Here is a 26,059-nt window from a genome sequence, read left to right on the forward strand (position 1 = left end):
TGACGCCTGAGGGAATAGTATGCGTGAGAGACTATAGGCTCGAACCATACCCTAGGCAAGCCTGCACGAACAAAATCGAAGATTACTTTATAAACACATTATCTAAAATAGATTAAGAAATAGAAAAACCCTGTATAAGTTCTTACGACTAAGAACTTATACAGGGTTATTTTATCTATAAATATTGTCTTACACAGTTTAATTGGTATTATCCAATTGAACCTTCCATTTCGAATTTGATTAGTCGATTCATTTCTACTGCGTATTCCATTGGTAATTCTTTTGTAAATGGTTCGATGAAGCCCATTACGATCATTTCAGTTGCTTCTTCTTCTGAAATACCACGGCTCATTAGATAGAATAATTGTTCTTCAGATACTTTAGAAACTTTTGCTTCGTGTTCTAATGAAATGTTATCGTTCATGATTTCATTGTAAGGAATTGTATCTGATGTAGATTCGTTATCCATAATTAATGTGTCACATTCAATGTTTGAACGTGCGCCAGTTGCTTTACGTCCGAAGTGTACTTGACCACGGTAAACAACTTTACCACCATTTTTAGAAATTGATTTAGAAACAATTGTTGATGACGTATTTGGTGCTTTATGAATCATTTTTGCACCAGCGTCTTGAACTTGTCCTTTACCTGCAAGTGCGATAGATAAAGTCATACCTCTAGCGCCTTCTTCAAGTAAGAAACAAGATGGGTATTTCATTGTTAATTTAGATCCTAAGTTACCATCAATCCATTCCATCGTACCATTTTCATATACGAAAGTACGTTTTGTAACTAAGTTATAAACATTGTTAGCCCAGTTTTGGATTGTTGTATAACGGCAGTACGCATCTTTCTTAACGACAATTTCAACAACAGCTGAGTGTAATGAATTAGTCGTATAAACAGGTGCTGTACAACCTTCTACATAGTGTACTGAAGAACCTTCATCAGCAATAATTAATGTTCTTTCAAATTGGCCCATGTTTTCAGAGTTAATTCTGAAGTAAGCTTGAAGTGGTGTTTCTAATTTTACGCCTTTTGGTACGTAAATGAATGATCCACCAGACCAAACTGCTGAGTTTAATGCTGAGAATTTATTATCTGCAGCTGGAATAACACTTGCGAAATATTCTTTGAATAATTCTTCATTTTCACGTAATGCTGAATCAGTATCTTTGAAGATAATACCTTGTTCTTCTAAATCTTGTTCCATGTTATGGTATACAACTTCTGATTCATATTGCGCAGATACACCTGCAAGATATTTTTGTTCTGCTTCAGGAATACCTAATTTATCGAAAGTATTTTTGATTTCTTCTGGTACTTCATCCCAAGAACGCTCTGAACGTTCTGATGGTTTAACGTAGTATGTGATTTCATCAAAGTTTAACTCTGTTAAATCGCCACCCCACATTGGCATTGGCATTTTGTAAAATTGTTTTAATGATTTCAAACGAAAATCAAGCATCCATTGTGGTTCGTCTTTCATTTCAGATATTTTTTTAACGATTTCTTCTGTTAAACCTCTACCTGAACGGAAAATAGAAACGTCTTCATCATGGAAGCCATATTTATAATCTCCAACTTCTGGTGATTTTTTAGCCATTTTCTTCACTCCTCTTTTATAATAGCGTTCGCCCATTTTTCAAAAGTTACGCATTATTTTGCTCTTTTGTTCCTTTTTCAAATGCTTTCCATGCTAAAGTAGCGCATTTGATTCTTGCTGGGAATTTAGATACACCTGATAGTGCTTCTATATCGCCCATTTCTTCTGTAATTTCGTAGGATTCACCAAGCATCATGTTTGAGAATTCTTGACTCATTTCTAATGCTTCTTCGATTGTATGACCTTTAACCGCTTCAGTCATCATAGATGCGCTAGACATTGAAATAGAGCAACCTTCACCTTCAAACTTAGCATCTTTAATAACATTATCTTCTACATCTAATGTTAAGCGGATGCGATCTCCACATGTCGGATTGTTCATATCTATTGTTAGAGAGCCATCTTCAAGAACGCCTTTATTACGAGGATTCTTATAGTGGTCCATAATGACAGAACGGTATAGTTGATCTAAATTGTTAAAATTCATAAGAGAAAAACTCCTTCGCGCCATTTAGTGCCTGAATGAGTTGGTCAACATCTTCAGTAGTATTATAAATATAGAAACTTGCTCTTGCTGTTGATGATTGGTTTAACCATTTCATTAATGGTTGTGCACAATGGTGACCTGCTCTTACAGCTACGCCTTCAGAATCTAATGCTGTTGCTAAATCATGTGGGTGAACACCTTCTACATTAAATGTAATTAATCCAGCTCTTTTATCAGGAGTAGGTCCATATATTTCAAGTCCATCAATTTTAGACATTTCATTGTAAGCATAATTCACAAGATCATACTCATGTTGATGAATGTTATCTAAACCGATAGCATCAATATATTTAATCGCTTCAGCTAAAGCAATTGCTTCAGCAATAAGCGGTGTACCAGCTTCGAATTTCGTTGGTAAGTCTGTCCATGTTGCATCTTCTAATCCAACAAAATCAATCATATCTCCACCAAATTCGATTGGTTCCATCTTATCTAATAAATCACGTTTACCATATAAGACACCTATACCAGTAGGGCCTAACATTTTATGGCCACTAAAGCTAAAGAAGTCTACATCTAAATCTTGAACATCCACTTTCATATGTGGTGCTGACTGTGCACCATCTACTGCTATAACAGCATTATGACGATGTGCGACTTCTGCAATATATTTAACATCATTGATTGTACCTAATACATTAGACACATGAGCGACTGCGACAATTTTAGTTCGATCATTGATCGTACTTTCAATTGCCTCTCTTTCAAGTTCGCCACCTTCTGACATTGGAATAAATTTGAGTTTAGCACCTGTTCTTTTAGCAAGCTGTTGCCATGGCACGATATTCGCATGATGTTCCATTTGTGTGACGACAATTTCATCACCTTCAGAAACATTTGCATCACCGTAACTATGCGCAACTAAGTTGATTGCTGTTGTAGTTCCTCTTGTGAATACAACTTCTTCAAAATATTGTGCATTTATAAATCTTCTAACAGTTTCACGTGCTTTTTCATAAGCATCCGTAGCAAGTGTACCTAGTGTATGCACACCTCGGTGAACATTAGAGTTATAACGGTTGTAGTAATCTACAATGCTATCAGTGACTTGAGTAGGTGTTTGACTTGTGGCTGATGAATCTAAATACACGAGTCTACTACCGTTAACTTGTTGTTCTAATATCGGGAAATCTTTTATAATTTTTTCTACATTAAATGTTGATTCGGCCACATTATCAGACCTTTCTGTGCCTTTTTTATATTTGTGTTGTTACTTTTAATTCAATAACTTCACGTAATTGACGTTTAACGTCTTCGATTGGCAATGCAGATACAACTGGGTCAAGGAAACCGTGAATAACTAAACGTTCTGCTTCTTCACGAGAAATACCTCTACTCATTAAGTAATAAAGTTGAGTTGGATCTACTCTACCTACTGAAGCTGCGTGTCCTGCTGTTACATCATCTTCATCAATTAATAAGATTGGGTTTGCATCTCCACGTGCTTTTTCAGATAACATAAGAACACGAGATTCTTGTTGCGCATCTGCTTTAGTACCACCGTGTTTGATGTATCCAATACCATTAAAGATAGAAGAAGAACTATCTTTCATAACACCATGTTTCAATATGTGACCATTAGATTCTTTACCATATTGAATGATTTGTGTTGTGAAGTTTTGTTTTTGTTCTCCACGACCAACTACGACTGTTTTTAAGTTACAGTTTGAACGGTCACCCATTAAATAAGTCGTGTTGTCGTTAATTGTACTACCGTCATTCATTAAACCTAAAGCCCAATCGATTGTCGCATCAGCTGCTGCTGTACCACGACGGATAATGTGACCAGTAAAGCCTTTATCCATGAAATCAACTGTACCGTAAGTAATGTTTGAGTTTGCACCAGCAATTACTTCAGAAACGATGTTTAATTGACCTTCGTTTGAAGATACTGTAGATAAATAGTTTTCAACGTATGTTAATTCTGCACTTTCTTCAGTTACGATAATCACATGGTTGAAGAAACTTGCATCGCTATCATCATGTAATACAACGTATTGAACAGGATTTTCTACAACAACATTTTTAGGTACGTATACAAATACACCACCGTTAACTAGTGCTGCGTGTAAAGCTATTAATCTATGTTCATCAACTTTAACTGCATCTGTCATGAAGTATTTTTGTACTAAATCACTATTTTCAATTAAAGCTGTTTTTAAATCTTTAATTACAACGCCTTGTTCGACTAATTTTTCATCTACTTTAGTAAAAGCAGGTGTATTATTATGTTGAACAATTAAGTTTGTAGCATTTTCAGTATCGATAATTTTACGAACTGATTCTGGTAAATTGTCGATAGTATCAAATGTTTCACTTGTAACAGCATGTGTTTTGAATGAATCAAAATCCCATCTGTCAATTTTTGTTTTGTCTGGTTTAGGCATTTTTAATGTATCTAATTTTTGAAAACTTTCTTTTCTTAAATCAGTCATCCATTGTGGTTCATTTTGAGATGCTGAATAATTAACTAAGTCTTCTACGTTAATATTTAACTTTGTTTCAGTTGCCATTTATACTCCTCCTACTTGACTATCATGATCATATATTATTCAGCGTTAATTGTTTCGTCTTTAATGTTAAGTTCTTCTTTAATCCACTCGTAACCTTCTGCTTCAAGACGTTTTGCTAATTCTTCGCCACCTGATTTAACAACTCTACCTTGCATCATAACGTGTACAAAGTCAGGTGTAATATAGTTTAATAATCTTTGATAGTGAGTAATAATTAAACAACCAAAGTCTTCTCCACGCATTTTGTTAATACCTTTTGATACAACTTTTAATGCGTCAATATCTAAACCTGAGTCAATTTCATCTAAAATTGCAAATTTAGGTTCTAACATCATTAATTGAAGAATTTCGTTACGTTTCTTCTCACCGCCAGAGAAACCTTCGTTTAGGTATCTTTGAGCCATATCTTGGTCCATTTCTAATAGATCCATTTGTTTATCTAATTTCTTAATGAATTGCATTAAGTTAATTTCGTCGCCTTCTTCACGTTTAGCATTGATAGCAGAACGTAAGAAATCAGCATTTGTTACACCAGAAATTTCTGATGGGTATTGCATAGCTAGGAATAAACCAGCTTGCGCACGCTCGTCAACTTCCATTTCTAATACATTTTCACCATCAAGAAGTACTTCACCTTGTGTTACTTCATAACTAGGATGGCCCATGATTGCAGATGATAAAGTTGATTTACCAGTACCGTTAGGTCCCATGATTGCGTGGATTTCACCTTGTTTAATAGTTAAATCTACACCTTTAAGAATTTTCTTACCTTCGATTTCTACGTGTAAATCTTTGATTTCTAATATTGATGCCATATTATTTTTCCCTCCAGAGAATTTATTCACATTTAAAAAAGATAACCCTACATTATCTTTTCTAGTTTATAATAATTTTAATGTAACGTCAAAGTTTGCTGTGAATCTTTACCCTTAATATTATAACGTAGTTACACGGGCAAATAAACATTTTCGCTTTATTTATATAGAAGAAACTCTTCATATAAACTATTTTTCTGAAATGTTTTTCAAATGATAATCATTTCAATTAATTCTCAATTTATAAATATTCTATTTCAACGTCTTCCGAATGCCTTTCTATCTAATATATACTATAATGAAGATAAATAAATATGCAATTTATGAAAGGAAAATTACATGAAACGCTATGAACAATTTGCATTCGTTATAAGTGCAATATGTGCATTTATACTTTTATTAAATTTAGTCAATGTTATTAATTTGAGTAGTCTTTTAAACACATTATTAACAGCTGCTACAATTGTTACAATTGCTACATTCAACGTTAGAAATTACAGATTTGTCGGTATCATTTTATATGCCATCGCCGTATTTATGCTCATCATTTATTTCTTTAACGGATATATTTAAGAATTGATTAGCGCACGATATCTCTCAGTGAACATAACCCTGTCAAGTAGACACTAAAAAAAGTAATCAATATGTTGGCTGTGCTTTTATAAGCGCAGCCATTTTTAATGAAATTCTTTTAGAATTATAAAATTTTATATATTCATTTATTTGCTTTGTGGCGCGTTTTATATCATTGAATGTTTGAGATTTGTCTTTGAATACCTCTGATTTGAGTAACCCCCAAAAGCCTTCCATAGGACCATTATCAATACATCTACCTACACGAGACATGCTTTGCTTCATAGAAGCATTTTTAATCATCTCTCTAAATAGAACACTCGTATATTGGAATCCTCTGTCGCTATGAAATATAATGCCTTCGGTATTTCTTTTAATTATGGCTTTGTTAAAGGTATCGTATACAAGCTTATTATTGTTTTGAGATGAGACTACATGGCTGATGACTTTCTTAGCACCTAAATCATAAATAGCGCTTAAATACACTTTAAATCCATTTTTCAATTTAAATTCTGTCACATCTGTTAACCAGACCTTATTAACTTTACTTGTTGTAAATTTTCTGTTTAGGATATTTTGAGAAGTGATTTCTGGCTTACTAAGTTTATATTGCCTTCTCTTTTTTCTAATGACAGCTTTTAATCCATACTTCTTCATAATTCTATATACGCGTTTATGATTAACCTGGAATTTAGTATATAATCTCAGATAAATATAAATTCTTCGATATCCATATATGCCATCATGTTCATGATAAATCCTGAAAATCTCATCTTTTAATTCGTTATTGAATCTTTCAGATTCTGAAACCTCTCTGTTTTTCCATTTATAATAACTTGCTCTCGATATTTCAAGTGCGGCGCATATCCATTTGATTGGATACTTATCTTTTAATGCTTCGATTGTCTTGTATGCTGCTATTTGCTTGATTTTCGATTCATCAACTGCCTCTCTATTTCTTCCTGCTTTTTTAATACCTCATTCTCCATTTGGAGAAATTTATTTCTTTGTTCAAGTGCTTTTATTTTTAATTCAAGTTCTTCTTCTCTAGTTAAAGCTTCAACTGGTTTTCCTTTACCTCTACCATCTACTAAACCAATATCACCATGTTTTTCATACTTTTTTACCCAATTATAGACTTGTGAATAGTTAACTTGGTACTTTTCAGCTGTCTTATTAAAGTCTCTATTATTTTCAATACAATATTTAGCTATTTCAATTCTCTCTTCAAATGTTGTTTTTCTAGTATTCATAGTGTCTACCTCCAGATATGGAAAATAAGATTTATTTTCCTTTCCTTCAGTATACTTTACCACCCAATTTTTTAAAGTAGCATGATGTGAAATATTGTAATAGGATGCTAGATCTGAATACGTCTTATTAGTCTCTAGATATTCTTTAACAACTTTTTCTTTAAATTCGCGTGTATAGATTTTATTTCGTTTCTTATTTATAAGTGCTGTTATACCATGTTGCTTATACACTTTATATTTAAATCGAATCACACTATCACTAATATCTAAATTTAACTTATCAATTACATTTTGAAAGGAATAACCCTTTTCATGCAAATCGAAGATTTCCTGATACAGTTTAACAGGTAGTCTAGTTTTATACATAAAAATACCCCCTATAGAGTTTTAGTTTTTTTAATGTCTACTCTATAGGGAATAATACACAATCTTCGTGAGTTATACACTATTTTTATACCCTATCGCACGATATCTACCAGTCTTCGTGCACCTTGACCATATTTTCATCTCTACTAAAACAAAGAGCAGTCGACTCTCCGTTTACAAAGGGAGATCGACTGCTTTTTATCAAATATTATTCATAAACTCGGTATGTTTGACCGGAATGAATACCTTCTACACTTTTCAAGTATGCTTTAGCGGCTTTTTTAGCTGGGACTGCTTGATAACCTTTAAAGAAATCACCATAATCTTCGAGTGCTTCTTCAATTACATTTGGACTTACATTATTAATTCTTAAATCACGTTTTAATTCATATGCAGCTGATTTCACAAATGCTTGAATACCACCACCAGCCATTGCTGATGAAACGCCACCTTTGATTGGTTCGTCCATAATCACACCAGTTGTTAATGTGAAACTTCCGCCATCATTAATATAATGTTGTCCGATCAGTACTAAGTTGATTTGTCCAAGTAATTTACTTGTAACAGCAACTTCATTTGATTCAGGTGTTAAGTCAGATAAATCATCAAAATTCGCTGCACCTGCAGTAGAAACAACTGCATCTACATTTTGAATTTGTTCAAACATTAATTTAATATCTTCTATATTAGACATATCCATTTGATAGTCACCTGAATTACGTCCAACTTTCACAACTTCATGTCCGTTTGACGCAAGTTCTTCTGCCACTGCTGACCCAATAGTACCATTAGCACCAACTAATATAATCTTCATAATTTACCACCTTTTCAATTAATTAAATAAATTTTATCTATAAATGAAAGCATACACAAACATAATGCCCAAAGATGAGTAATAATACAAAAAACATCTAACCTTATGGCTAGATGTTTTTATAATTTCTTATTTCGCTGGAATTACAGCTCCGTCATATTTCTTGTTGATGAAGTCTTTAATTTCTTTAGATTGTAAGACTTTCATTAAAGCTTTAATTTCTTTGTCATCTTTATGACCTTTTTGAACTGCAATTAAGTTTGCGTATGGTGAATCTTTTCCTTCAACTGCAATTGAATCTTTAAGTGGATTTAATCCTTGTTCGATTGCAAAGTTAGAGTTGATGATTGTAGCGTCACCTTCGTCTGCTTGATAAGATTTAGGTAAAAATTCTGCTGATTGTTTATTGTTGAATTTAATATTTTTCTTGTTTTCTACGATGTCATCAAATGTTGCGTCAACTGGTTTAACGCCGTCTTTGATTTTGATTAATCCTTCTTTAACGAAGAATGATATGAATCTACCTTCTTCTGCTGGATTGTTCGATACATAAACTGTTGCATTTTTTGGTAAGTCAGATAATTTTTTGTATTTTTTAGAGTAAACTGCCATTGGCTCTAAATGTACGTTACCTGCTGATTCAATTTTATATCCTTTTTCTTTTGATTCAGTTTTTAAGTATGGTGTATGTTGGAAGAAATTTGCATCAAGTTCACCTTTGTCTAATAATTTGTTAGGTGTTGTGTAATCATTGATTGTCTTGATTTCTAAGTCATAACCTTCTTTTTTAAGAAGTGGTTTAGCTTCTTCTAAAATTTCAGCATGAGGTGCTGGTGATGCACCAATTTTAATTGTTTCGTTCTTTTCTTTCTTGTCGCCACTACCGCCACCACAAGCTACTAGCACGACTGTTAAAATCGAAATAAATAATAACCCAAATACTTTTTTCATTTAAAACACTCCTTAACGTTTATCAATTCTTTTTACAATTAAATCTCCAATAAATTGGATAATAAAAACAATAATTAAAATAAAGATTGTTGAAACTAAAATGACGTCATTTTGATTTCGTGTAAATCCAGTTAGGTAAGCTAAGTTACCTAAACCACCTGCACCAATTACACCGGCTATAGCAGTTGATCCAACTAAAGCAATGGCTGTAACTGTGATACCCGATACTAAAGCAGGTAATGATTCTTTTATTAATACTTTTCGAACGACTGTCCAAGTAGTAGCACCCATTGAAACTGCCGCTTCAATAACACCTTTATCAATTTCTTTCATGCCGATTTCAACAAGTCGCGCATAAAATGGTGATGCACCAATAATCAATGCTGGTAAAGCGCCTTTAGGTCCACTAATTGTACCTAGTAAAATGTCCGTAAATGGTAGTAATAATAATATTAATATGATAAATGGAATAGCTCTAAATAGGTTCACGACAAATGAAACGATTGAATAAAATACACGTGAACTTTTAGATGTTCCTCTTGATGTTAAAAATAGTAAAGTTCCTAAGATTAATCCAAATACTAAAGTAAATACTGTAGAAATAATCGTCATATATAACGTTTCATACAATGCTTCCCATACAGCATCCCATCGTACGTTAGGCATCGTGACCATTTCTGTTATGATATCTCCAAATGATTTATTCACCTACGTTCACCTCTACTTTCACGCCTAGATTATTCAATTCTTGCTTAATTGTTTCTTTAGAATAATCTCCTTGAGGTAAATGAACGATCATATGTCCAAATGTACCGTTTTGAGTTAATTTAACGTCACCTTCGATAACGTTAATATCGATATTATAAGTTTTTATAATTTTCGCTAATACTGGATCAGAACTTGTTCCACCAACGAAGTTTAACTTCCAAATTTCACCATTTGGTTGTTCTTTCTTAAAGTCTTGTAAAGTTCTTTGTAAATCATCTGCTTTAAGATCATCTTTAACAAATCGTTGTGTAACATAAGTTTGAGGGTTATTAAATACGTTAATAACTTCTCCCTCTTCAACAAACTTACCGTTTTCCATGACTGCTACATGGTCACAAATTTTTCTAATGACATGCATTTCATGTGTAATCAGTATGATTGTTAAATCCAGTTCTTTATTAATATCTACTAACAAATCTAATATTTCATCAGTAGTTTGCGGATCGAGTGCACTTGTTGCTTCGTCACATAATAAGACATGTGGGTCATTAGCAAGTGCACGGGCAATACCTACTCTTTGTTTTTGCCCTCCTGATAGTTGTGAAGGATAGGCATTTTCGCGTCCTTCTAAACCAACTCTTTTGATGAGTGCTTTAGTTCTCTCATCAATTTCACTTTTAGATACACCAGCGATTTCTAATGGAAATGCGATGTTATCTTTAACTGTTCTAGACCAAAGTAAGTTGAAATGTTGGAAAATCATGCTTACTTTTTGTCTTTTTAATCTAAGGTCTTGTTTCGATAATTGTCCAATGTTTGCACCGTCTACAATTACCTCTCCCTCAGTAGGTGTTTCTAGGCCGTTAAACATACGTATAAGTGTACTTTTACCTGCACCAGAAAATCCAATTACACCATATATACTTCCTTTATCTATTTTTAAGTCAACATGGTCAACAGCTGTTATGTCACCTTTTTTTGTTTTGAAAGTTTTAACAACTTTATTTAACTCGATCAAATCTGTTGCCTCCTAATCTCTAAATTAAAAACGCCTCACTCTTAAAATAAGAGAAAGGCGTCAAAAATTTGTCTTTCTCTCATCTCCAAAAGTTAACACTTTTTGTGAATTGGCACCATTTCATATTTATATGACGGTTGCCGGGCTTCAAAGGGCACATCCCTCCACCACTCTTGATAAGAGTTATTACGTATTTAATTAAATTCATACTATCATGATAAGTTTTTATCGTCAATAACTTTTTGAATATTCTCTAATATATACGGAACAGACTGAAAGGCATAGATTCGACGGATAACTTGATCTTTATGCATGATAAAAAGTACGGGTACTGACATGATTTCAAATTCTTTACAGAATTCTGGATAAAAATTTAAGTCACACTTATTAATAGGTAATTGTGAAACTTCGTTTGCAATATCTAACATGCGTTCTGATATTTTGCACGTTCCACATGTTGGCGTATATCCAAATAATAAATGGATATCTTTATCAAAATGCTTGTATATATCGTTCAATATTTCTGTGTGTTTCATGGTAACGATACTTCCCTTTCAATACAAAATCATTCTTAACTATAAAACCATGATAGTTTAACACATTCGCTAAATATTGTCTTGGACAGCGCGCTACTTCAGAAAATGTAGAATCAATATAAATATGCTGGCTTTCACTCACAAATTTCTTAAACCATTTTCCAATTTTCTTACCTTCCTTATCTTGATCTACTAAGACATACACTTGAGAACCGTATATTTCTTCTAGTAGCTCATCCATTTTTTCGACCCCCATCGTTCCATGGGTACAAATAATATGAACATGATCATTTAATACTTCTTCCACTCGTTTTTTATCAGAAATACCTTCTACGATTATAATCTTTTTAATCATCGCCATGAATATCACCTTCTACAAATGAGATAGTATTACAGTTCAGTTTCATGATAAATATTTTAAAAAAACTCCATGACACATCAGTATCGTGGAGTTTAATGTTATGTTATTCACCTATCATTTCGCTATAAGCGTCTGCATCTAATAATTCATCTAATTGAGCTTTATCAGATAGTTCAACTTTGACCATCCAAGCTTTATCATATGATGATTCATTAACAAACTCAGGGCTATCTTCTAGTTCTTCGTTTACTTCAACGACTTTACCAGAAAGTGGTGCATATAGTTCAGAAACTGTTTTAACAGATTCTACACTACCGAATGAATCTCCACTAGTTAATTCGTCACCTTCTTCTGGTAACTCAACAAACACGATGTCCCCTAATTCTGATTGAGCAAAATCAGTAATACCGATTGTTACGATATCTCCATCTACTTTTACCCATTCATGTTCTTTTGAATATTTTAACTCACTAGGCACTGTCAAAGTAATCCCCTCCTATATGTAATTCAATTATAATCATGACATAAAGCCATTATTCAAGCAACTATTTTTATAACCAAGTTTGACGATATTCGTCTTCTTTAAATCCAAGTGTCACTTTATTTCCTAAAACGGCTAAAGGTCTTTTAATTAACATGCCATCAGATGCTAATAAATCAAACTTTTCGTTGTCTGATAAATCATCCATTTTATCTTTTAATCCCAATTCGCGATATTTAGCGCCTCGAGTATTAAATAATTGATTAACATTGATGTCTGTCCCATCAATGATATCTTTTAATTCTTTAGCTGTTGGTGTTAATTGAGTAATATCAATCGGTTCAAAACTGGCACCGTTCATTTCTAAGAACTTTGCTGCTTTTTTACAAGTTGTACAATTAGGATATTGATAAAATTTTATCATGTCTTTACCTCCATATGTCTATTTAATTTCATTATAACAATATTAGTACAGAACATGTAGTAATGAGTTAAATATTTTTTTAAATATTAGAAATAAGATATACTTACCTTATAATCATTATTTCTAAGGAGCAGAATAAATATGAGAACAATAAGTCAATATACTGAATTTGAAGAAATTACACAAAGCGATGAACCAGTTGTCGTTAAATTCTTCGCAGATTGGTGTCCAGATTGCACAAGAATGAATCAATGGATCGATCCTATCATCGATGAATACAATCAATACAATTGGTATCAAATCAATCGTGACCAAGTTCCAGAAGCAGCAACCGAAAATGATGTAATGGGAATACCAAGTTTATTAGTATTTAAAAACAACGAAAAACTTGCACACTTACATTCAGCAAACGCAAAAACACCAGAAGATGTTAAAGCGTTCTTAGCTGAGAACTTAAAATAATCATATTAAAGCCCACAATTGAGTATAAGATCTCAGTTGTGGGTTTTGTTATTACCATTCAGTGATTAATGATTTATTTTTTCTTTCGGCAGCTTTTACACTTGAGTCTTTTTCAGTTAAATATAAAAATCCACATACATCTTCATCATCCTGAGCGCCGACTGTTTTTCTAAATGATGGATTAAATATAAATGCAGGTGTTTTCCAACATGAACCCATTCCCTCATCATGCATCAATAACATTAAATTCTGTACAAATGCGCCGATTGCCATTTGATTTTCAAGATTTTCTTTTTGTCTTGAGTCTCTTTTTGACAAGATGACAAACATGCCACCAACTTTAGTCACTTTATTGATATATTTTTCTTGTTTAGCTGGATCATTAACAAATGCTGATTGTGCAACTTCTTCTGCAAATTCAGGAATTTGTTTTTTATTGATATACACTAGTCTCCAAGGTTCTCTCATACCATGGTTAGGTGCGTATGTTGCTAAATCAACTAAAGAAAATACTTTTTCTTCGTCTATATACATATCATAATCATATTTTTTGACGCTTCTTCTTTCTTCAATCGCTTTCTTTAATTCCATTATTTACACTCCTAATTCATTGATAATTATTATCAATTGTATCATAAAATAAAGAAGCGAGATAGAAATCTAGAATTATCCTAAAGATTTCTACACTCGCTTCATCATTATTATGCATAATACAGTGATTAATTTTGATATAAAGCTAACTGTTCTTTAATATCTTTAACATGAATTTGACCTGGTGCTGCTTCTTTACCTACGAAACCATAAGTAAATTTAGATCCAAACATACCACCAGTTATTCTTGTCATCTTACCTAATTCACCCATAGATATACCAATTACATCAATATCTAACTTATGAAAAGCTCTATTCATAGCATTTAACATCGATAATAAATGGCGTTCGTTCTGTGGCATCACAGCTAGTTTACCAATATCTGCACCTAATTCTGCCATTTTCTCATATGTGACAAACATTTCTTCAACGTCTGGTGTTGATTTAAAGTCATGATGTGAAATAATAATTTTAACATCATTATGCTGAGCTTTCGTAATGCAATTCATAAGATTATCTTCATACGTATCGAGTTGAATATCGACGTATTCAGCTTTTTTGTTACATATAATATCTTGCATAATTTTGTAATATGTTTCATGATCAAAGTCGCCATGACCACCTTGTCCTACTGAACGATAAGTGAACAGAATTGGCGCATCATGATATGCACTTTTAAATTTCTCTAATGTTTCATTAATATTTTCAATTGAAGTATTTTTTAAAGTATCTGCTCTAAATTCAACAATATCTATTGAATCCTTATGAGCATTGAGTTCTTGCACTGTTTTTTCAATATCATCTTGAGTTTCTAATGAAATCGTTGCAACGATATACGGAAACGCTTTCTTTTGTCCATCAGTCATAGTCATTCCTCCAATATGCTTCTATTTTCATTTTACATGAGTCGAGGACTTTTTTCTATGAAACGATGCATGATGATTCAAGAAATCTATTACTTAAATCAATATGTGCTTACTACTTAACAATTAATACAGGAATTTTAGCTCTTTGTACTGAACCCAAAAATCTAAACCTTAATTAGTATATTATTTCAAAGGTTTGTCTCCTGTAATTTTTGGGAGATAAGCCTTTTAATTTTGATTTGATTCTTTCGTTATTATAAAAATCGATATATCGATGAATAGCTTGTTCAAGGTCCTGAAAATCTTTAAATTCTTGGCCATAATACATTTCTTGTTTAAGTAACCCAAAAAAGTTTTCCATAACTGAATTATCTAGACAATTACCTTTTCTAGACATACTCTGAAATATTTTATGGTCTTTTAATAATCTAGTGTATTGTGAATGTTGATAATGCCAGCCTTGATCTGAATGAATCGTTAAACGATGATCTAGGTTTGGACGACGCTTTATCATTTCTTTTAATGGATTGATGACTATATCTAATGTAGGACGACTTGAGATTTTAAAGCTGATAATCTCTGAACTATATAAGTCCATAAAAGGTGATAAATATAATTTCTGACCATTCATTAATTTGAACTCTGTAATATCTGTTACGACTTTTTGAAATGGGAGACTTGTTTTAAATCTACGATTTAATATATTTTGAGCTACTTTACCAACTTTACCTTTAAAGGAACGATACTTACGACCTCTATGTGTGAACTTTGTACAAGTTAGATTATGTTCTTTCATAATTCTTAGTACTTTTTTATGATTTACGATAAGACCTCTATTTCTTAGTGCTTGTGTAATACGACGATAACCATAGGTATAGTTTGATTCTTCACATATTTCTTTTATTACTTGAATCAATGTTTCATCTTTATCAGCTTTACTAAATTTATTTATCCAATAATAGTATACAGATTTAGCTATTTGAGCGACTTTAAATAAGATACTTAATCGTATATTATATGTTTCATTTAGTTCCTTAATGACCTTTACTATTTCTGATTTTTGCTTCCGTAAATGTCGGTCAAGGCTTGTAACTTTTTTTGATAAGCTATACCTGCCTTTAACGTCTCATTTTCATTTCTAAGTCTTTCAAGTTCTTCACGTTCATTTTCATTTAAAGGTAAATTTTTATTATCTGATTTAGATCGTTTTTTAGTCATAGTGTGAGATTGTCCCTTTTGTTTATTATCTATATCAAGACGACACTTTTCATCAAATTGATGTTGCCAATTGGCAATGATAATAGGATTAATAATTCTAAAGTGATTCGCAGTATCTTGATAAGACAACATATTTTCTTGTCTAAATTTTAAAACAGATAATTTAAATTCGCTAGTATAAACAGTATTTCTACTTTTTATTTCTAAACCTTCTTCTCCAAACTCTTTATATTGATTGACCCAAATCCGAAGGACAGACCAACTTGAAATACCATATTTTAAAGCAATTGTTCTATAACTTTGATGTCCTTCTAAATATTCTTTTACAAGTTTTAGTTTGAATTTAAATTCATATTTTTTCCTCATTAGAATGCACCCCAATATTTTGATTTGTTTAGTTCAAATATTTGGGTTCACATCACTTTTAGCGACTTTATGGCTAACACTTCCTAATACCATTTTATCTGTGTCTTCTGCTTTTCTATTACTCAACACAACGATATCAAAATCACCACTATTAGCTCTATGCACTAATTCCGTTTTAGGATTCCCTTTCGCAAATTCAATTTTATATTTAATGTTTTGCTCATGGAAACATACTAAGATTAGTAGCGAAGTAATCTACGACGGTAGATGAGCTTCGCTACTTTTTTATATTCTTTATCTTACCGTTGGTAGTTATTTTAAGAATATGAAATAGTAGAAGAGAGAAGTACTCCGAATAGATTTTAGGGTCAAAGAATCCGTAATAAAAACTGGAGAACTTCACTCTCCTTATGAATTCGATTTTAGTATGTTGGGTCCCTTGAGATCGTGTACAGGAAAATGAACTAAGTAAGGTTCAGTGAAGTTAAAACTTCTTAAATTAGAAGATTAGGAGTGGTTTTTATCGAATATTTTGGAATAGATGTTGGAAAAGGAAAGAGTTTTATTGCACATTATTCAAACAATGAATTTGTTAAAGAATTTGAAATTACCCATGATAATAATGGTTTTGATTCACTAAAGAAATATATAAAGAATTTCTCAGGAGTATATTTCTTGTTTGAAGCTACTGGTATATATTCAAAAGTATTGGAGAAATTTTGTACCGTTAATAAGATTTCGTTTTGTGTAATTAACCCTCTAGAGGCAAAATTACTAACTAATTCTTTAAGAAACTGGAAAACAGATAAATCTGATGCACATAAACTTGCTGTTTTAGCTAAAAATATAAACAAAAAACCTTCTAGAAATTTATTGGAAGAAAAGTATGTAAAAATTAGAGAGCTGACAAGATACTATGAAGAAATTAACAATCAACAAAATTACTTAAAAAACCAATTGATTCAGTTACTAGATATGACTTTTCCAGAATTACAAAACCTATTTAAGGACAGATATTCAAAATTGGCTTTACAAGTAGCTAGTAAGTTCCCACATCCGGACTTTGTTGATTCTAATGATATAGAAGAACTAAAAAAGATAATTAATAGTTGTACAGAAAAAAATCTATCAGAGAAAAAGAAAGCACAATATGCAAATAAACTCGTAGAGTTCTCTATGGTCAGTTATCCTTCTGTTTCTAAAGATTCATTTTTAACAGATAAATTAGTTTATGTGATTGAAGATTTATTAAGCCTAATGAAACGGCATGCTTCTATAAAACAAAGATTATTAATGTTAGCTGAAGAATTTGAAGAATTTAAAATAATTAAATCTATTCCTGGCATTGGTGATTTAACTGCCATAATGATTATTGGCGAATTAGGTGATATCAAATCCTTTGATTCTCATAAGCAATTGAATGCATATGTAGGTATTGATATAAAAAGATATCAGTCTGGTAAAACGCATTTTAAAGATAAAATAAACAAACGTGGAAACAAACATGCTAGATCATTATTTTACTTAATCATTAAAAATTTTCTGTTGGGTCAAAGGTTATTTAAAAATCATATTATCGACTATTATTACAAATTAAAAAAGCAGCCTAATGGCAAAGGCCACAAGACTGCATCAGTAGCTTGCATTAACAAACTACTTAAAACCATTCATTATCTCGTAATAAATAATAAAGAATATGATTATCACTTGTCTCCACACGGATAATCTATTCAAATAAATCATAACATATTGAAAAAATTATTAAATAATAAAGGCTTATTTAGTGATGCCAATTTTAAATATTTTTTACTACGTAGTAGTTGACAAATCGTAGGAAATAATCTAAGACATGTTTCATAGCTTCTTGGCGTTTTTCTTGAATTTCATCTAAATGAACACCCATTCTAAATGAAGCTTGAAGGTCTTTATCAGCGACAACATTAAGTAATGTAACTTCAGATCCATCTCCTGCGAGGTGATTAATTTGTTCTAAAACCTTTTGATTTTTCATTTCTGTATCAATGCCAAACAAAATATTTTTATACATATTTATCCCTCCTTTATTACTATATTACCCCCTTTTGCATAAAATTTACAAACATTCATATTCTACAAAATCATTAAATATTAAAGTAATATAAATTTTTTATAAATTTAATAATAAGTCTATATTTATTTCCCAGTTTACTATAAATTAAAAATAATTAATAAATAACACAATTGTTTATCATTAGTTGAAAACTTATACACAAGAATTTCGATTAAGTGTAAACAATAATTTTTTATTAAAATAAAGTAATGAATAAGGGGGAAATATTATGGCTAATTCTAATCAATCAGATCAGAATCCTTTTAATCAGAACACCTCAGAACAACAAAATAATCCATTTAACGAAACAAATGGTAACAATCAGCAACAACAATCGGGAGACGGTAATGGCTCTAGTATGAAACCTTGGTTATTCGGCTGTGGTGGATGTTTAGTTATATTCATTATTTTAGCTGTTATTTTAGGTGCATGCGCTGCTGGTCCAATTAAAGACCAAATCGATGAGTTCACGAACAAAACAGAAGAAAATTCAACTGAAGAAAACTCAACAGAAGAAGAAACAACTGAGGAGTCTACTGAGGAAGAAACGACTGAAGAGTCTACTACTGAAGAATCTACTACTGAAGAATCTACTACTGAAGAATCTACTACTGAAGAAAAAACAGATGAAGACGATAACGATTCATCTACTATCGAAAGACAAACATCAGTTGGTAACGGGATTAGTGTAATCGGAACAAAGATTACAGTTGAAAGAGCTGAATTTGTTACTCCGCCATCTGACGGTACTAAACCATTAAAAGATAAAATATTAAAAGTTAACTACAAACTTGAAAATATTAATAACTCTAGCTTAATCGTTGGAGATACTAACTTCGGTGTTACTGCTGATGGAAGCAGAGTTTCAAAATACTATGGTATGAATAACAAAAATGATGGATTCTCATTCAGTCTAAAACCTGGAGAATCTGATACTGGATATGTTTACTACGATGTTCCTGAAGTGGATCAATATGACGTACAATTACAATTGCGTTCATCTGATAAACGTTACAAAATGAAATGGGAAATCGATAAAGACGATATAAAGTAAATAAAAAGCCATTAGACAGTCATCGTGTCTAATGGCTTTTCTTATCTTATCTGAGAAGTTAAATATGTATTATTTCTTAAATTTATCGATAACTTCGTTCGCTTTATCTTTAACATTTTCTACTGCTTCTTTAGCTTTACCTGAAGCTTTATCTTTTTTACCTTCAGTTTCTAAGTCTTTGTTATCTGTTGCATTACCAACTGTTTCTTTAATGTTACCTTTTGCTTGTTCGAATTTGCTTTCGTCTGCCATTTTATATCACCCTTCATTAAACTTTATTGAATGATTGACCATTCATGTATGTTTTACCCTGTGAAAGGATTTTTAAACATCTCACTTCATGATTTTTTGAAAATTTTACCAAAAGAAATATGATCGATAAAACTATATATACACATTCCAATTATAATGAGTGCTACACCTATCATACTTAAACCATTTGGTAACGGTAAACCTAGGAGAATCATTTCACCAATTATCGCAAATACAACTTCTAATGACTGTGTTGCTTCAACTGCTGCTAATTGTTCTTGGTTATCCTTCACAATGTTTGTAGCATAGAAAAATAGAATTGTTGCGATGATGCCTGAAAATAGTGCGACGATAAATGCTTGTACAACTTGACTAGAAGAAGGTAATCCTTCTTTAAGTACCCCCACAATAAAAATGACTACCCAAATAGGCAATGTGACTAATGTCATACCAAACACACGTTCAATTGTTCCGAGCTCACCGTTCACAACTTGCATCATTTTTCTATTTCCTAAAGGATAACTAAAGGCTGCCATTAAAATCGGTAAGAAACCTAATAAAAATAAGTTCAGTTTAATTTGACTTGCTTGAGGAATTTGGATAATGATAATACCGATAAACATAATGCTTGAAATCAATAATGAACGCCATGGAATTTTATGTCTAACGATTGTTTCTTTACCATTTATAACAACTGTTTCTACAAATAATGGCGCGAGTATCATGCCACTAATAATTGTTATTTGCCAAGTACCTGAAATTAACCACCCCAGACTATACTCTGCTGAAAAAGTTATCGGCACATAAAACAATACAAACCCAACTGCACTCCAAATGAACCAAGCCTTTTTCTCTTGTTGAATATGCTTTAAAACAAATTTTGTTCTTCCTTTAATGAGTACAAATAAATATAAAAATGGCAGCATAAAAATAAAACGTAAAGAGGAACTGAAATACCAACTTCCACCATCATTAGCCATCATATGATTAACGACAAATGTAACTGCAAAAAATAAAGCTGCCAAGACACCTATTAAGATTGCTTTCATGTTGTGACCTCTCTTATTTTGATATTGTATATTATTTCATATTTCCGACAATTTATATATGAAAATTTATAATTTATAGATGATTTAAAAAATAATATACGGGTAAACAGATAATATACTTTAAAGGAGGTATTTTTTATGGCAACTCACTATGAAACAAAAGCTACAAACACAGGTGGACGTAAAGGTCATGTTTACACTGACGATAAAGCAATCGATGTAGATGTATTACCACCACAACAAGCAGATGGTAATGCCACTAATCCAGAACAACTTTTCGCAGCAGGTTATGCTTCATGCTTCAATGGTGCTTTTGATTTAATTTTAAAACAAAACAAAGTACGTGATGCTGAACCTGAAGTTACGTTAACAGTTCGTTTAGTGGATGACGAAAATGCTGAAAGTCCTAAATTAGAAGTAGATATTGCCGCTAAAGTAAAAAACGTATCTCAAGAAGACGCAGAGAAATATTTAAAAGCAGCGCATGATTTCTGCCCATACTCTAAAGCAACACGTGGAAATATTGACGTGAATTTAGAAGTAGAAGCTGTTTAATTGAATATTAGTCACATAAATAAAGACTGAGACAAAATTTTGTCTCAGTCTTTATTCTTTTATGATTTATTTAGTTCTTCGTGATTCCACCATAATGCATCTTTCGGATTTTCATATACTTCTTGTAAGTCTTCTTTATTATCAACATTAGGATATGATCCTCTTAATGACTTATTAGATGTTGTCTTAAACATAAATAAGAAAATGACAAGACCAACGACATTAATCAATGTTAAATAATAAGATGGTGCAATTTTTTGACCAGTTGTTTCGACTAAAGTTGTTAAAATAAATGGTGTTAAACCACCAAATATCGCTGCACCAATATTGTAAACAAGTGATAATGTTCTTAGTCTAACTTTTGTATAGAAAATACTTGGTAATACAGATGGCATAACACCTTCAAATGTAGACATAAACAGTGCAATGATAAACAGTCCTAAAATAACAATTGGTATTGAAGGAATGCTCATTAACCAGAAGGCTAATACTGAGAATAAACTAAATCCTATTAATCCAAATAAAATGGTATTTTTATTCCCAACTTTATCACTGTACCAACCAAAGAAGAATACTGCTGGAATCATTGCTGCCATCGTTAACGTACTTAATATACTACTCATCGTACCACCTAAATCTAAAGTGCCATTTAAGAATGACGGCATATATGATAATACCATGTAATTAGCAACGTTTAAGAAAGCTACACCAGCGAAACAGACGATGATATCTCTCCAATATTTTCTGAAGATATCTTTATAAGAGTATTCAAGCTCTTCTTGCTCTTCAAGTGTTGTTTCATAAGCTGGACTTTCATCTAAACTATTTCTCAAATACACACCTATAATACCAAGTGGTGCAGCTACAATGAAAGGAATTCTCCAGCCCCAAGCTGCCATTTGATTATCACTCAATAGTGCATACATAATCCCTACTAATGCAGCAGCTAAAATACTACCTGATAAAGTACCAATTTCAAGTCCACTACCGAGTCTACCTCTCGTCTTATCTGGTGAAATTTCTGCAATATATGTCATCGCACCGGCATACTCACCACCAGTAGAGAATGATTGAATCATTCTAATAATTAATAATAATATTGGTGCCCAAATACCGATTTGTTGTTGTGTCGGTAATAGTCCTAAAGCAAGCGTAGATAATGCCATCATAATAATTGTAGTTGAAAGGACAACTTTACGACCATGTTTATCTCCTAAATGACTAAAGAATATACCACCAATCGGTCTTACTATAAATGCAAAAGCAAATACCGCAAATGTTGACGCAAGTTGAATTTCTTTTGGCATATTACCAAAGAAATTCATACTGATAATGACGGCTAGTTGAGCGTATAGACCGAAGTCAAACCACTCAATCGCATTACCAATACCTGTTGCAACGACCGTTTTTTTCGTTTTACTGGCGTCGACAACATTAACGTTCTTTCTTTTAAATTTCATTATTATAAACACTCCCCATTTTGTCTATATAATCATATAACCTAATAAAATGCTTTTAATCAGAAAAATCACTATTTTATGAGTTAAACAGTGTTGAGGCCTATCATTATGCAATTTAAAATTTTAATTTTTTCATAAAAAAACTTCATTCAGCTCGTTATTTTAACGTAACGACTCTGAATGAAGTGCTTATTTGTTATATTTTTTAGCTAAATCTGTCATGTAATCAAAGAAACCATCTCTATCAACATCATTAATAATATTAATCATTCTTCCTTCATCACTTTTGAATGTTCTACCTTGACTAGGTCCATCTGTAATGACAGATACTTTATGTGATTCTTTCTTAACGAGTTCAGGTTTCCCAACATAAGCTGTTGTTAATACATCCCATAAGAAATAAGTTGAATTTGTTACAAAATGCGTTAATGGAGGCACAAGCGCATAACATATACCTAAGAAATCAACACCTTCATATTGTCTTTCATTCGCCCATCGTTTACGTACATCAGGTGTTAAAGGTACTTTATTCGTGCTTTCTAATGCTACAGTATCAATCGGTAATTGCGTATCAAAAACAGTCTTCACTGCTTCTGGATCCCAAAAAGCATTCCATTCAGCTGTACCATCATGTTCAGGTTCTTCAACATTACCTTTATTCAGCAATGTGCCACCCATCCATACAACTCTTTCAATACGACTTTCAATTCTTGGTTCAACTTTCAAACTTTTAGCTAAATCTGTTAACGGTCCCGTAAACAGCATTGTTATCTTTTCAGAACTATTCATTACCTTTTCAATGATATCTTCATATGCTTCTTTTTCAGAAATTGTAGAATTTACTTCAACATCTTCATTTAACATTGGCATGGCATCTACAAAGAAGGCATGCATTCTCCAATCTTTAGGAAATGGATTTTTCCCTCTTTCTTTCGAAGCTGCAACATTTAATTTTTGTGATGAAAATCGATTAATGATTTTACAAGAAGCATTTGTTGCCGGTTCTACATAGCTATCTGCACCAATTGCACTTACACCTATCAAATTAACATCTTCCATTTGTAATAATAAAAATAATGAAATTAAATCATCTACGCCACCATCATGGTTGAAATATACTGTCGTCATTTGGTTACCTCTTTCTTATGTTACGCATAAATTGTTCATTTGATTAACTAACGTTCTTTTTGTTCATTTGAATTATTCTGAGATTGTCTTTGCTCTGTTGTTCTTTCTTTTGCTTTTTGTGCTGCATCTTGAGCTGCACGATCTTTCTCTCTTTGTGCCTCTTGATCTCTTTGTTGTTGCTGTTGTTTTTCACGTTCAGCTGCTGCTTGTTCATCACGTTTTTTCTGCTCTGCTGCTTGTTGAGCTTTTTCTTTTTCAGCTGCTGCTTTTTCGTCAGCTTCTTGTTGTTTCTTTTCAGCTTCTTCAGCTTTTTTATCCGCTTCTTCTTGACGTTTTTCTTCTTCTTTAGCTGCCTTTTCTTCTTCAGCTTTCTTCTCTGCTGCTTCTTTATCTGCTTTTTCTTTGGCCGCTTTATCTGCTTCTTCTTGTTTACGTTTTTTCTCAGCTTCTGCTTTTTTCTTCTCTTCATCAGCGTTATTGTTAGGTTGTTGAACCGTTCTTTGTTCATAAGTTGGCGCTTCTTGAGTCGAATTGATTTCTTCGGTTGGATTCTCTTTAGGCGTATTATCTTTAATATCCTTATCATTTATACGCCAATTAGCATTATACGTTTTCTTAGAAGTTTCATAATTCATTTTAACATCATATTTATCAGCGTCCGCTACATCATAGTATAAATAACTTGATTTGCTGTCATCTTTATCAAGTTGATGTTGGAATCCACCTTTATTGTCTTTCATACCATTAAATTGTGGTTGTACCGCCCCACCAATAGTAAGTTGAAAATTAGAATTATCGATTAATTTTTTATCTTTTTCTAAATTTTTGAACTTATAAGTGACTTTAAGAATTTTGTCATTTTGTGAATAAGAATAACCGTCATCAGGTTGAACAACTTCTGCTTTCGTAACGGTCACTTCTAGACCATCAACAATAATTTTATCACCTAGTTTGATATTTTTTAAATCTTTTTTAGGTGTATCAGAAACATGTTTAACAGCTTTAGGATTATCTTCTTTAAATAATTGTTTATATGAATATTCTTTATCGAATGACAGACTGACAAATATACATACAAAACTAATCACACCGATTACAAATAGTAAAATTGTGCTCACTAAATAGCTACTATACTGTTTTTCTTTAGCATATTTAACGACTGTAATAATCAAAGTCGTTATAAAGGCAATCGAAATAACAACCCATAATAACACAAAAAGTAGACTACTCATTTTTTCTCTCCTCTACAAATGATTAATAATTTCATCATAGCATGAATTATTCAAAATAATAGTGCAAAATCAAATAATTATTAACTATAATTGACCTATTTCTATATGGCTTCACTTAAAAAAAACAGGTTAAAAAATAAATTCAAAACCTGTTTATGTAATACCTTTATTCTTCTAATTTTTCAAAAGTTATTTCATATAAATCTTTATCATCCATATTTACAAATTCATCGATTGATATTCTATATTCATTGGAAGAGCGTTTTTTAGAAACTTGACCATCATACTTCAACTCAATTGTCATATTCGTTTCAAAATAGTGATTGTCGATTGTCTTTTTAAATTCATTAAAGACTTTTTGGTTAAGAGGAATTAAATAGAATTGATTATTAGGTAAAATATTAATACGTTTACGTTGTATCACTTCATCGCCATTTAATTTTAACACGACTTCAATATTTTTAGCAGAACCGCCGCCTAAATTTAATAGCTTAAAAGCTGTATTTAAATATTCATGATCAGACGATGTTAAATTCATTACTTTAATACCACTTTGTTTCTTCTCCAATATAATCTGATCAAAAGATAAATAAGGAATAAATGATATTTTAATTTGGCGAATTTGAATCATGACGGATATAAAATATAGAATCGCCATAATAAAGGTCCCTATAGAACCAATCGCTTGAATAATATTAATCATATGCTCACCTCACAATATAACCTTGTCCTAAATTATACCCATTTGTATAGGTGTAAATCATAGATTTA

General features: G+C 31.9%; 30 protein-coding genes, 1 pseudogene and 1 riboswitch. Of the genes and pseudogenes, 5 read left to right on the forward strand and 26 right to left on the reverse strand.

All coding sequences use genetic code 11. The features are described 5' to 3' along the window. Positions 1 to 208: 208 nt before the first annotated feature. From sufB to sufC, 5 genes are read right to left on the reverse strand one after another with little or no spacing between them, the layout of a single operon-like run. Positions 209 to 1,606 carry a Fe-S cluster assembly protein SufB gene (sufB, locus tag MUA60_RS11820; RefSeq protein ID WP_262648382.1) on the reverse strand — a complete coding sequence of 466 codons (1,398 nt, stop codon included), beginning with the start codon at positions 1,604 to 1,606 and terminating at the stop codon, positions 209 to 211. A 46-nt stretch (positions 1,607 to 1,652) separates the two neighbouring features. Further along, on the reverse strand, positions 1,653 to 2,093 hold the full coding sequence (gene sufU, locus MUA60_RS11825; protein WP_048540200.1) for a Fe-S cluster assembly sulfur transfer protein SufU: 441 nt from the start codon (positions 2,091 to 2,093) through the stop codon (positions 1,653 to 1,655). After that, positions 2,083 to 3,324 carry a cysteine desulfurase gene (locus MUA60_RS11830; protein ID WP_262648383.1) on the reverse strand — a complete coding sequence of 414 codons (1,242 nt, stop codon included), beginning with the start codon at positions 3,322 to 3,324 and terminating at the stop codon, positions 2,083 to 2,085. The genes sufU and MUA60_RS11830 overlap by 11 nt, the downstream gene beginning before the upstream one ends. A gap of 25 nt (positions 3,325 to 3,349) precedes the next feature. Continuing rightward, positions 3,350 to 4,666 carry a Fe-S cluster assembly protein SufD gene (sufD, locus tag MUA60_RS11835; RefSeq protein WP_262648384.1) on the reverse strand — a complete coding sequence of 439 codons (1,317 nt, stop codon included), beginning with the start codon at positions 4,664 to 4,666 and terminating at the stop codon, positions 3,350 to 3,352. Positions 4,667 to 4,701: 35 nt separating this feature from the next. Further along, complete coding sequence (sufC, locus tag MUA60_RS11840; RefSeq protein WP_025904375.1) at positions 4,702 to 5,481, reverse strand: Fe-S cluster assembly ATPase SufC; 780 nt, start codon at positions 5,479 to 5,481, stop codon at positions 4,702 to 4,704. 339 nt (positions 5,482 to 5,820) lie between these two features. Between sufC and MUA60_RS11845 the strand changes: the two genes are divergently transcribed. Next, a complete protein-coding gene (locus tag MUA60_RS11845) occupies positions 5,821 to 6,054 on the forward strand; it encodes a hypothetical protein (RefSeq protein WP_025904374.1) in 234 nt (77 codons plus the stop codon). Between the two features lie 66 nt (positions 6,055 to 6,120). Here MUA60_RS11845 and MUA60_RS11850 read toward each other — a convergent pair. The 9 genes from MUA60_RS11850 to MUA60_RS11890 all read right to left on the reverse strand — a co-directional run bounded on the left by MUA60_RS11850 (position 6,121) and on the right by MUA60_RS11890 (position 12,966). Beyond that, a protein-coding gene (locus MUA60_RS11850; RefSeq protein WP_262648385.1) for an IS3 family transposase occupies positions 6,121 to 7,673 on the reverse strand; the annotation gives its coding sequence in 2 pieces (ribosomal slippage) (positions 6,121 to 6,996 and positions 6,999 to 7,673; 1,551 coding nt in all). 208 nt (positions 7,674 to 7,881) lie between these two features. Beyond that, positions 7,882 to 8,487: a short chain dehydrogenase gene (locus tag MUA60_RS11855; RefSeq protein WP_262648386.1), complete on the reverse strand. Its 606-nt coding sequence runs from the start codon at positions 8,485 to 8,487 to the stop codon at positions 7,882 to 7,884. A gap of 129 nt (positions 8,488 to 8,616) precedes the next feature. Next, positions 8,617 to 9,438, reverse strand: coding sequence for a MetQ/NlpA family ABC transporter substrate-binding protein (locus tag MUA60_RS11860; RefSeq protein WP_262648387.1), 822 nt, complete (start codon positions 9,436 to 9,438; stop codon positions 8,617 to 8,619). 12 nt (positions 9,439 to 9,450) lie between these two features. Continuing rightward, complete coding sequence (locus MUA60_RS11865; protein WP_262648388.1) at positions 9,451 to 10,146, reverse strand: methionine ABC transporter permease; 696 nt, start codon at positions 10,144 to 10,146, stop codon at positions 9,451 to 9,453. Further along, positions 10,139 to 11,164 (reverse strand): methionine ABC transporter ATP-binding protein, encoded by a 1,026-nt coding sequence (locus MUA60_RS11870; RefSeq protein ID WP_262648389.1) that lies wholly within the window; start codon positions 11,162 to 11,164, stop codon positions 10,139 to 10,141. The genes MUA60_RS11865 and MUA60_RS11870 overlap by 8 nt, the downstream gene beginning before the upstream one ends. 76 nt (positions 11,165 to 11,240) lie before the next feature. Next, positions 11,241 to 11,347, reverse strand: a riboswitch (SAM riboswitch). A gap of 29 nt (positions 11,348 to 11,376) precedes the next feature. Further along, entirely contained in the window at positions 11,377 to 11,700 is a 324-nt protein-coding gene (locus MUA60_RS11875) for a thioredoxin family protein (RefSeq protein ID WP_025904369.1), read from the reverse strand. Beyond that, a complete protein-coding gene (locus MUA60_RS11880) occupies positions 11,657 to 12,061 on the reverse strand; it encodes a toprim domain-containing protein (RefSeq protein ID WP_262648390.1) in 405 nt (134 codons plus the stop codon). The genes MUA60_RS11875 and MUA60_RS11880 overlap by 44 nt, the downstream gene beginning before the upstream one ends. 103 nt (positions 12,062 to 12,164) lie before the next feature. Continuing rightward, complete coding sequence (gcvH, locus tag MUA60_RS11885; RefSeq protein ID WP_025904367.1) at positions 12,165 to 12,545, reverse strand: glycine cleavage system protein GcvH; 381 nt, start codon at positions 12,543 to 12,545, stop codon at positions 12,165 to 12,167. Positions 12,546 to 12,612: 67 nt separating this feature from the next. Continuing rightward, a complete protein-coding gene (locus MUA60_RS11890) occupies positions 12,613 to 12,966 on the reverse strand; it encodes an arsenate reductase family protein (protein ID WP_025904366.1) in 354 nt (117 codons plus the stop codon). 141 nt (positions 12,967 to 13,107) lie between these two features. On the opposite strand from MUA60_RS11890, the gene MUA60_RS11895 reads away from it, so the two are divergent. Further along, positions 13,108 to 13,428, forward strand: a complete 321-nt coding sequence (locus MUA60_RS11895) for a thioredoxin family protein (protein ID WP_262648391.1) — start codon at positions 13,108 to 13,110, stop codon at positions 13,426 to 13,428. 51 nt (positions 13,429 to 13,479) lie between these two features. On the opposite strand, the gene MUA60_RS11900 is transcribed toward MUA60_RS11895, so the two are convergent. From MUA60_RS11900 to MUA60_RS11920, 5 genes and pseudogenes are all read right to left on the reverse strand, one after another. Further along, complete coding sequence (locus tag MUA60_RS11900) at positions 13,480 to 14,019, reverse strand: nitroreductase family protein (RefSeq protein ID WP_126476604.1); 540 nt, start codon at positions 14,017 to 14,019, stop codon at positions 13,480 to 13,482. A 128-nt stretch (positions 14,020 to 14,147) separates the two neighbouring features. Next, entirely contained in the window at positions 14,148 to 14,885 is a 738-nt protein-coding gene (gene aroD / locus MUA60_RS11905; RefSeq protein ID WP_037588809.1) for a type I 3-dehydroquinate dehydratase, read from the reverse strand. A 175-nt stretch (positions 14,886 to 15,060) separates the two neighbouring features. Further along, positions 15,061 to 15,936 (reverse strand): IS3 family transposase, encoded by an 876-nt coding sequence (locus MUA60_RS11910; protein ID WP_316964792.1) that lies wholly within the window; start codon positions 15,934 to 15,936, stop codon positions 15,061 to 15,063. Continuing rightward, positions 15,933 to 16,469, reverse strand: a complete 537-nt coding sequence (locus tag MUA60_RS11915) for a transposase (RefSeq protein ID WP_262647992.1) — start codon at positions 16,467 to 16,469, stop codon at positions 15,933 to 15,935. Before MUA60_RS11915 ends, MUA60_RS11910 begins: the two co-directional genes overlap by 4 nt. A gap of 33 nt (positions 16,470 to 16,502) precedes the next feature. Then, positions 16,503 to 16,691: pseudogene (locus MUA60_RS11920) on the reverse strand (universal stress protein); the annotation flags it as partial. Between the two features lie 291 nt (positions 16,692 to 16,982). Here MUA60_RS11920 and MUA60_RS11925 point away from each other — a divergent pair. Continuing rightward, the gene (locus tag MUA60_RS11925; protein ID WP_262648055.1) at positions 16,983 to 18,194 is read left to right on the forward strand and encodes an IS110 family RNA-guided transposase; all 1,212 of its coding nucleotides are present in this window, start codon (positions 16,983 to 16,985) and stop codon (positions 18,192 to 18,194) included. Positions 18,195 to 18,264: 70 nt separating this feature from the next. Here MUA60_RS11925 and MUA60_RS11930 read toward each other — a convergent pair whose 3' ends face one another. Then, positions 18,265 to 18,516, reverse strand: a complete 252-nt coding sequence (locus tag MUA60_RS11930) for a universal stress protein (RefSeq protein WP_262648392.1) — start codon at positions 18,514 to 18,516, stop codon at positions 18,265 to 18,267. A gap of 271 nt (positions 18,517 to 18,787) precedes the next feature. Here MUA60_RS11930 and MUA60_RS11935 point away from each other — a divergent pair, with 271 nt between their 5' ends. Beyond that, complete coding sequence (locus tag MUA60_RS11935) at positions 18,788 to 19,612, forward strand: DUF4352 domain-containing protein (protein ID WP_262648393.1); 825 nt, start codon at positions 18,788 to 18,790, stop codon at positions 19,610 to 19,612. Positions 19,613 to 19,681: 69 nt separating this feature from the next. Here MUA60_RS11935 and MUA60_RS11940 read toward each other — a convergent pair whose 3' ends face one another. Then, positions 19,682 to 19,864: a CsbD family protein gene (locus tag MUA60_RS11940; RefSeq protein ID WP_037588806.1), complete on the reverse strand. Its 183-nt coding sequence runs from the start codon at positions 19,862 to 19,864 to the stop codon at positions 19,682 to 19,684. A gap of 86 nt (positions 19,865 to 19,950) precedes the next feature. Continuing rightward, entirely contained in the window at positions 19,951 to 20,913 is a 963-nt protein-coding gene (locus MUA60_RS11945) for a DMT family transporter (protein ID WP_262648394.1), read from the reverse strand. Positions 20,914 to 21,051: 138 nt separating this feature from the next. On the opposite strand from MUA60_RS11945, the gene MUA60_RS11950 reads away from it, so the two are divergent. Beyond that, positions 21,052 to 21,468: an organic hydroperoxide resistance protein gene (locus MUA60_RS11950; protein ID WP_025904358.1), complete on the forward strand. Its 417-nt coding sequence runs from the start codon at positions 21,052 to 21,054 to the stop codon at positions 21,466 to 21,468. A gap of 59 nt (positions 21,469 to 21,527) precedes the next feature. Here MUA60_RS11950 and MUA60_RS11955 read toward each other — a convergent pair whose 3' ends face one another. The 4 genes from MUA60_RS11955 to MUA60_RS11970 all read right to left on the reverse strand — a co-directional run bounded on the left by MUA60_RS11955 (position 21,528) and on the right by MUA60_RS11970 (position 25,991). After that, positions 21,528 to 22,928 carry an MFS transporter gene (locus tag MUA60_RS11955; RefSeq protein WP_262648395.1) on the reverse strand — a complete coding sequence of 467 codons (1,401 nt, stop codon included), beginning with the start codon at positions 22,926 to 22,928 and terminating at the stop codon, positions 21,528 to 21,530. A 189-nt stretch (positions 22,929 to 23,117) separates the two neighbouring features. Continuing rightward, positions 23,118 to 24,056 carry a nucleoside hydrolase gene (locus MUA60_RS11960; protein WP_262648396.1) on the reverse strand — a complete coding sequence of 313 codons (939 nt, stop codon included), beginning with the start codon at positions 24,054 to 24,056 and terminating at the stop codon, positions 23,118 to 23,120. A 47-nt stretch (positions 24,057 to 24,103) separates the two neighbouring features. Beyond that, the gene (locus tag MUA60_RS11965; RefSeq protein WP_262648398.1) at positions 24,104 to 25,288 is read right to left on the reverse strand and encodes a DUF4352 domain-containing protein; all 1,185 of its coding nucleotides are present in this window, start codon (positions 25,286 to 25,288) and stop codon (positions 24,104 to 24,106) included. A 166-nt stretch (positions 25,289 to 25,454) separates the two neighbouring features. After that, positions 25,455 to 25,991 carry a hypothetical protein gene (locus MUA60_RS11970; RefSeq protein ID WP_262648399.1) on the reverse strand — a complete coding sequence of 179 codons (537 nt, stop codon included), beginning with the start codon at positions 25,989 to 25,991 and terminating at the stop codon, positions 25,455 to 25,457. Between the last annotated feature and the right edge of the window lie 68 nt (positions 25,992 to 26,059).

The sequence above is a fragment of the Mammaliicoccus sciuri genome (genome assembly GCF_025561425.1).
Classification (GTDB): domain Bacteria; phylum Bacillota; class Bacilli; order Staphylococcales; family Staphylococcaceae; genus Mammaliicoccus; species Mammaliicoccus sciuri_A.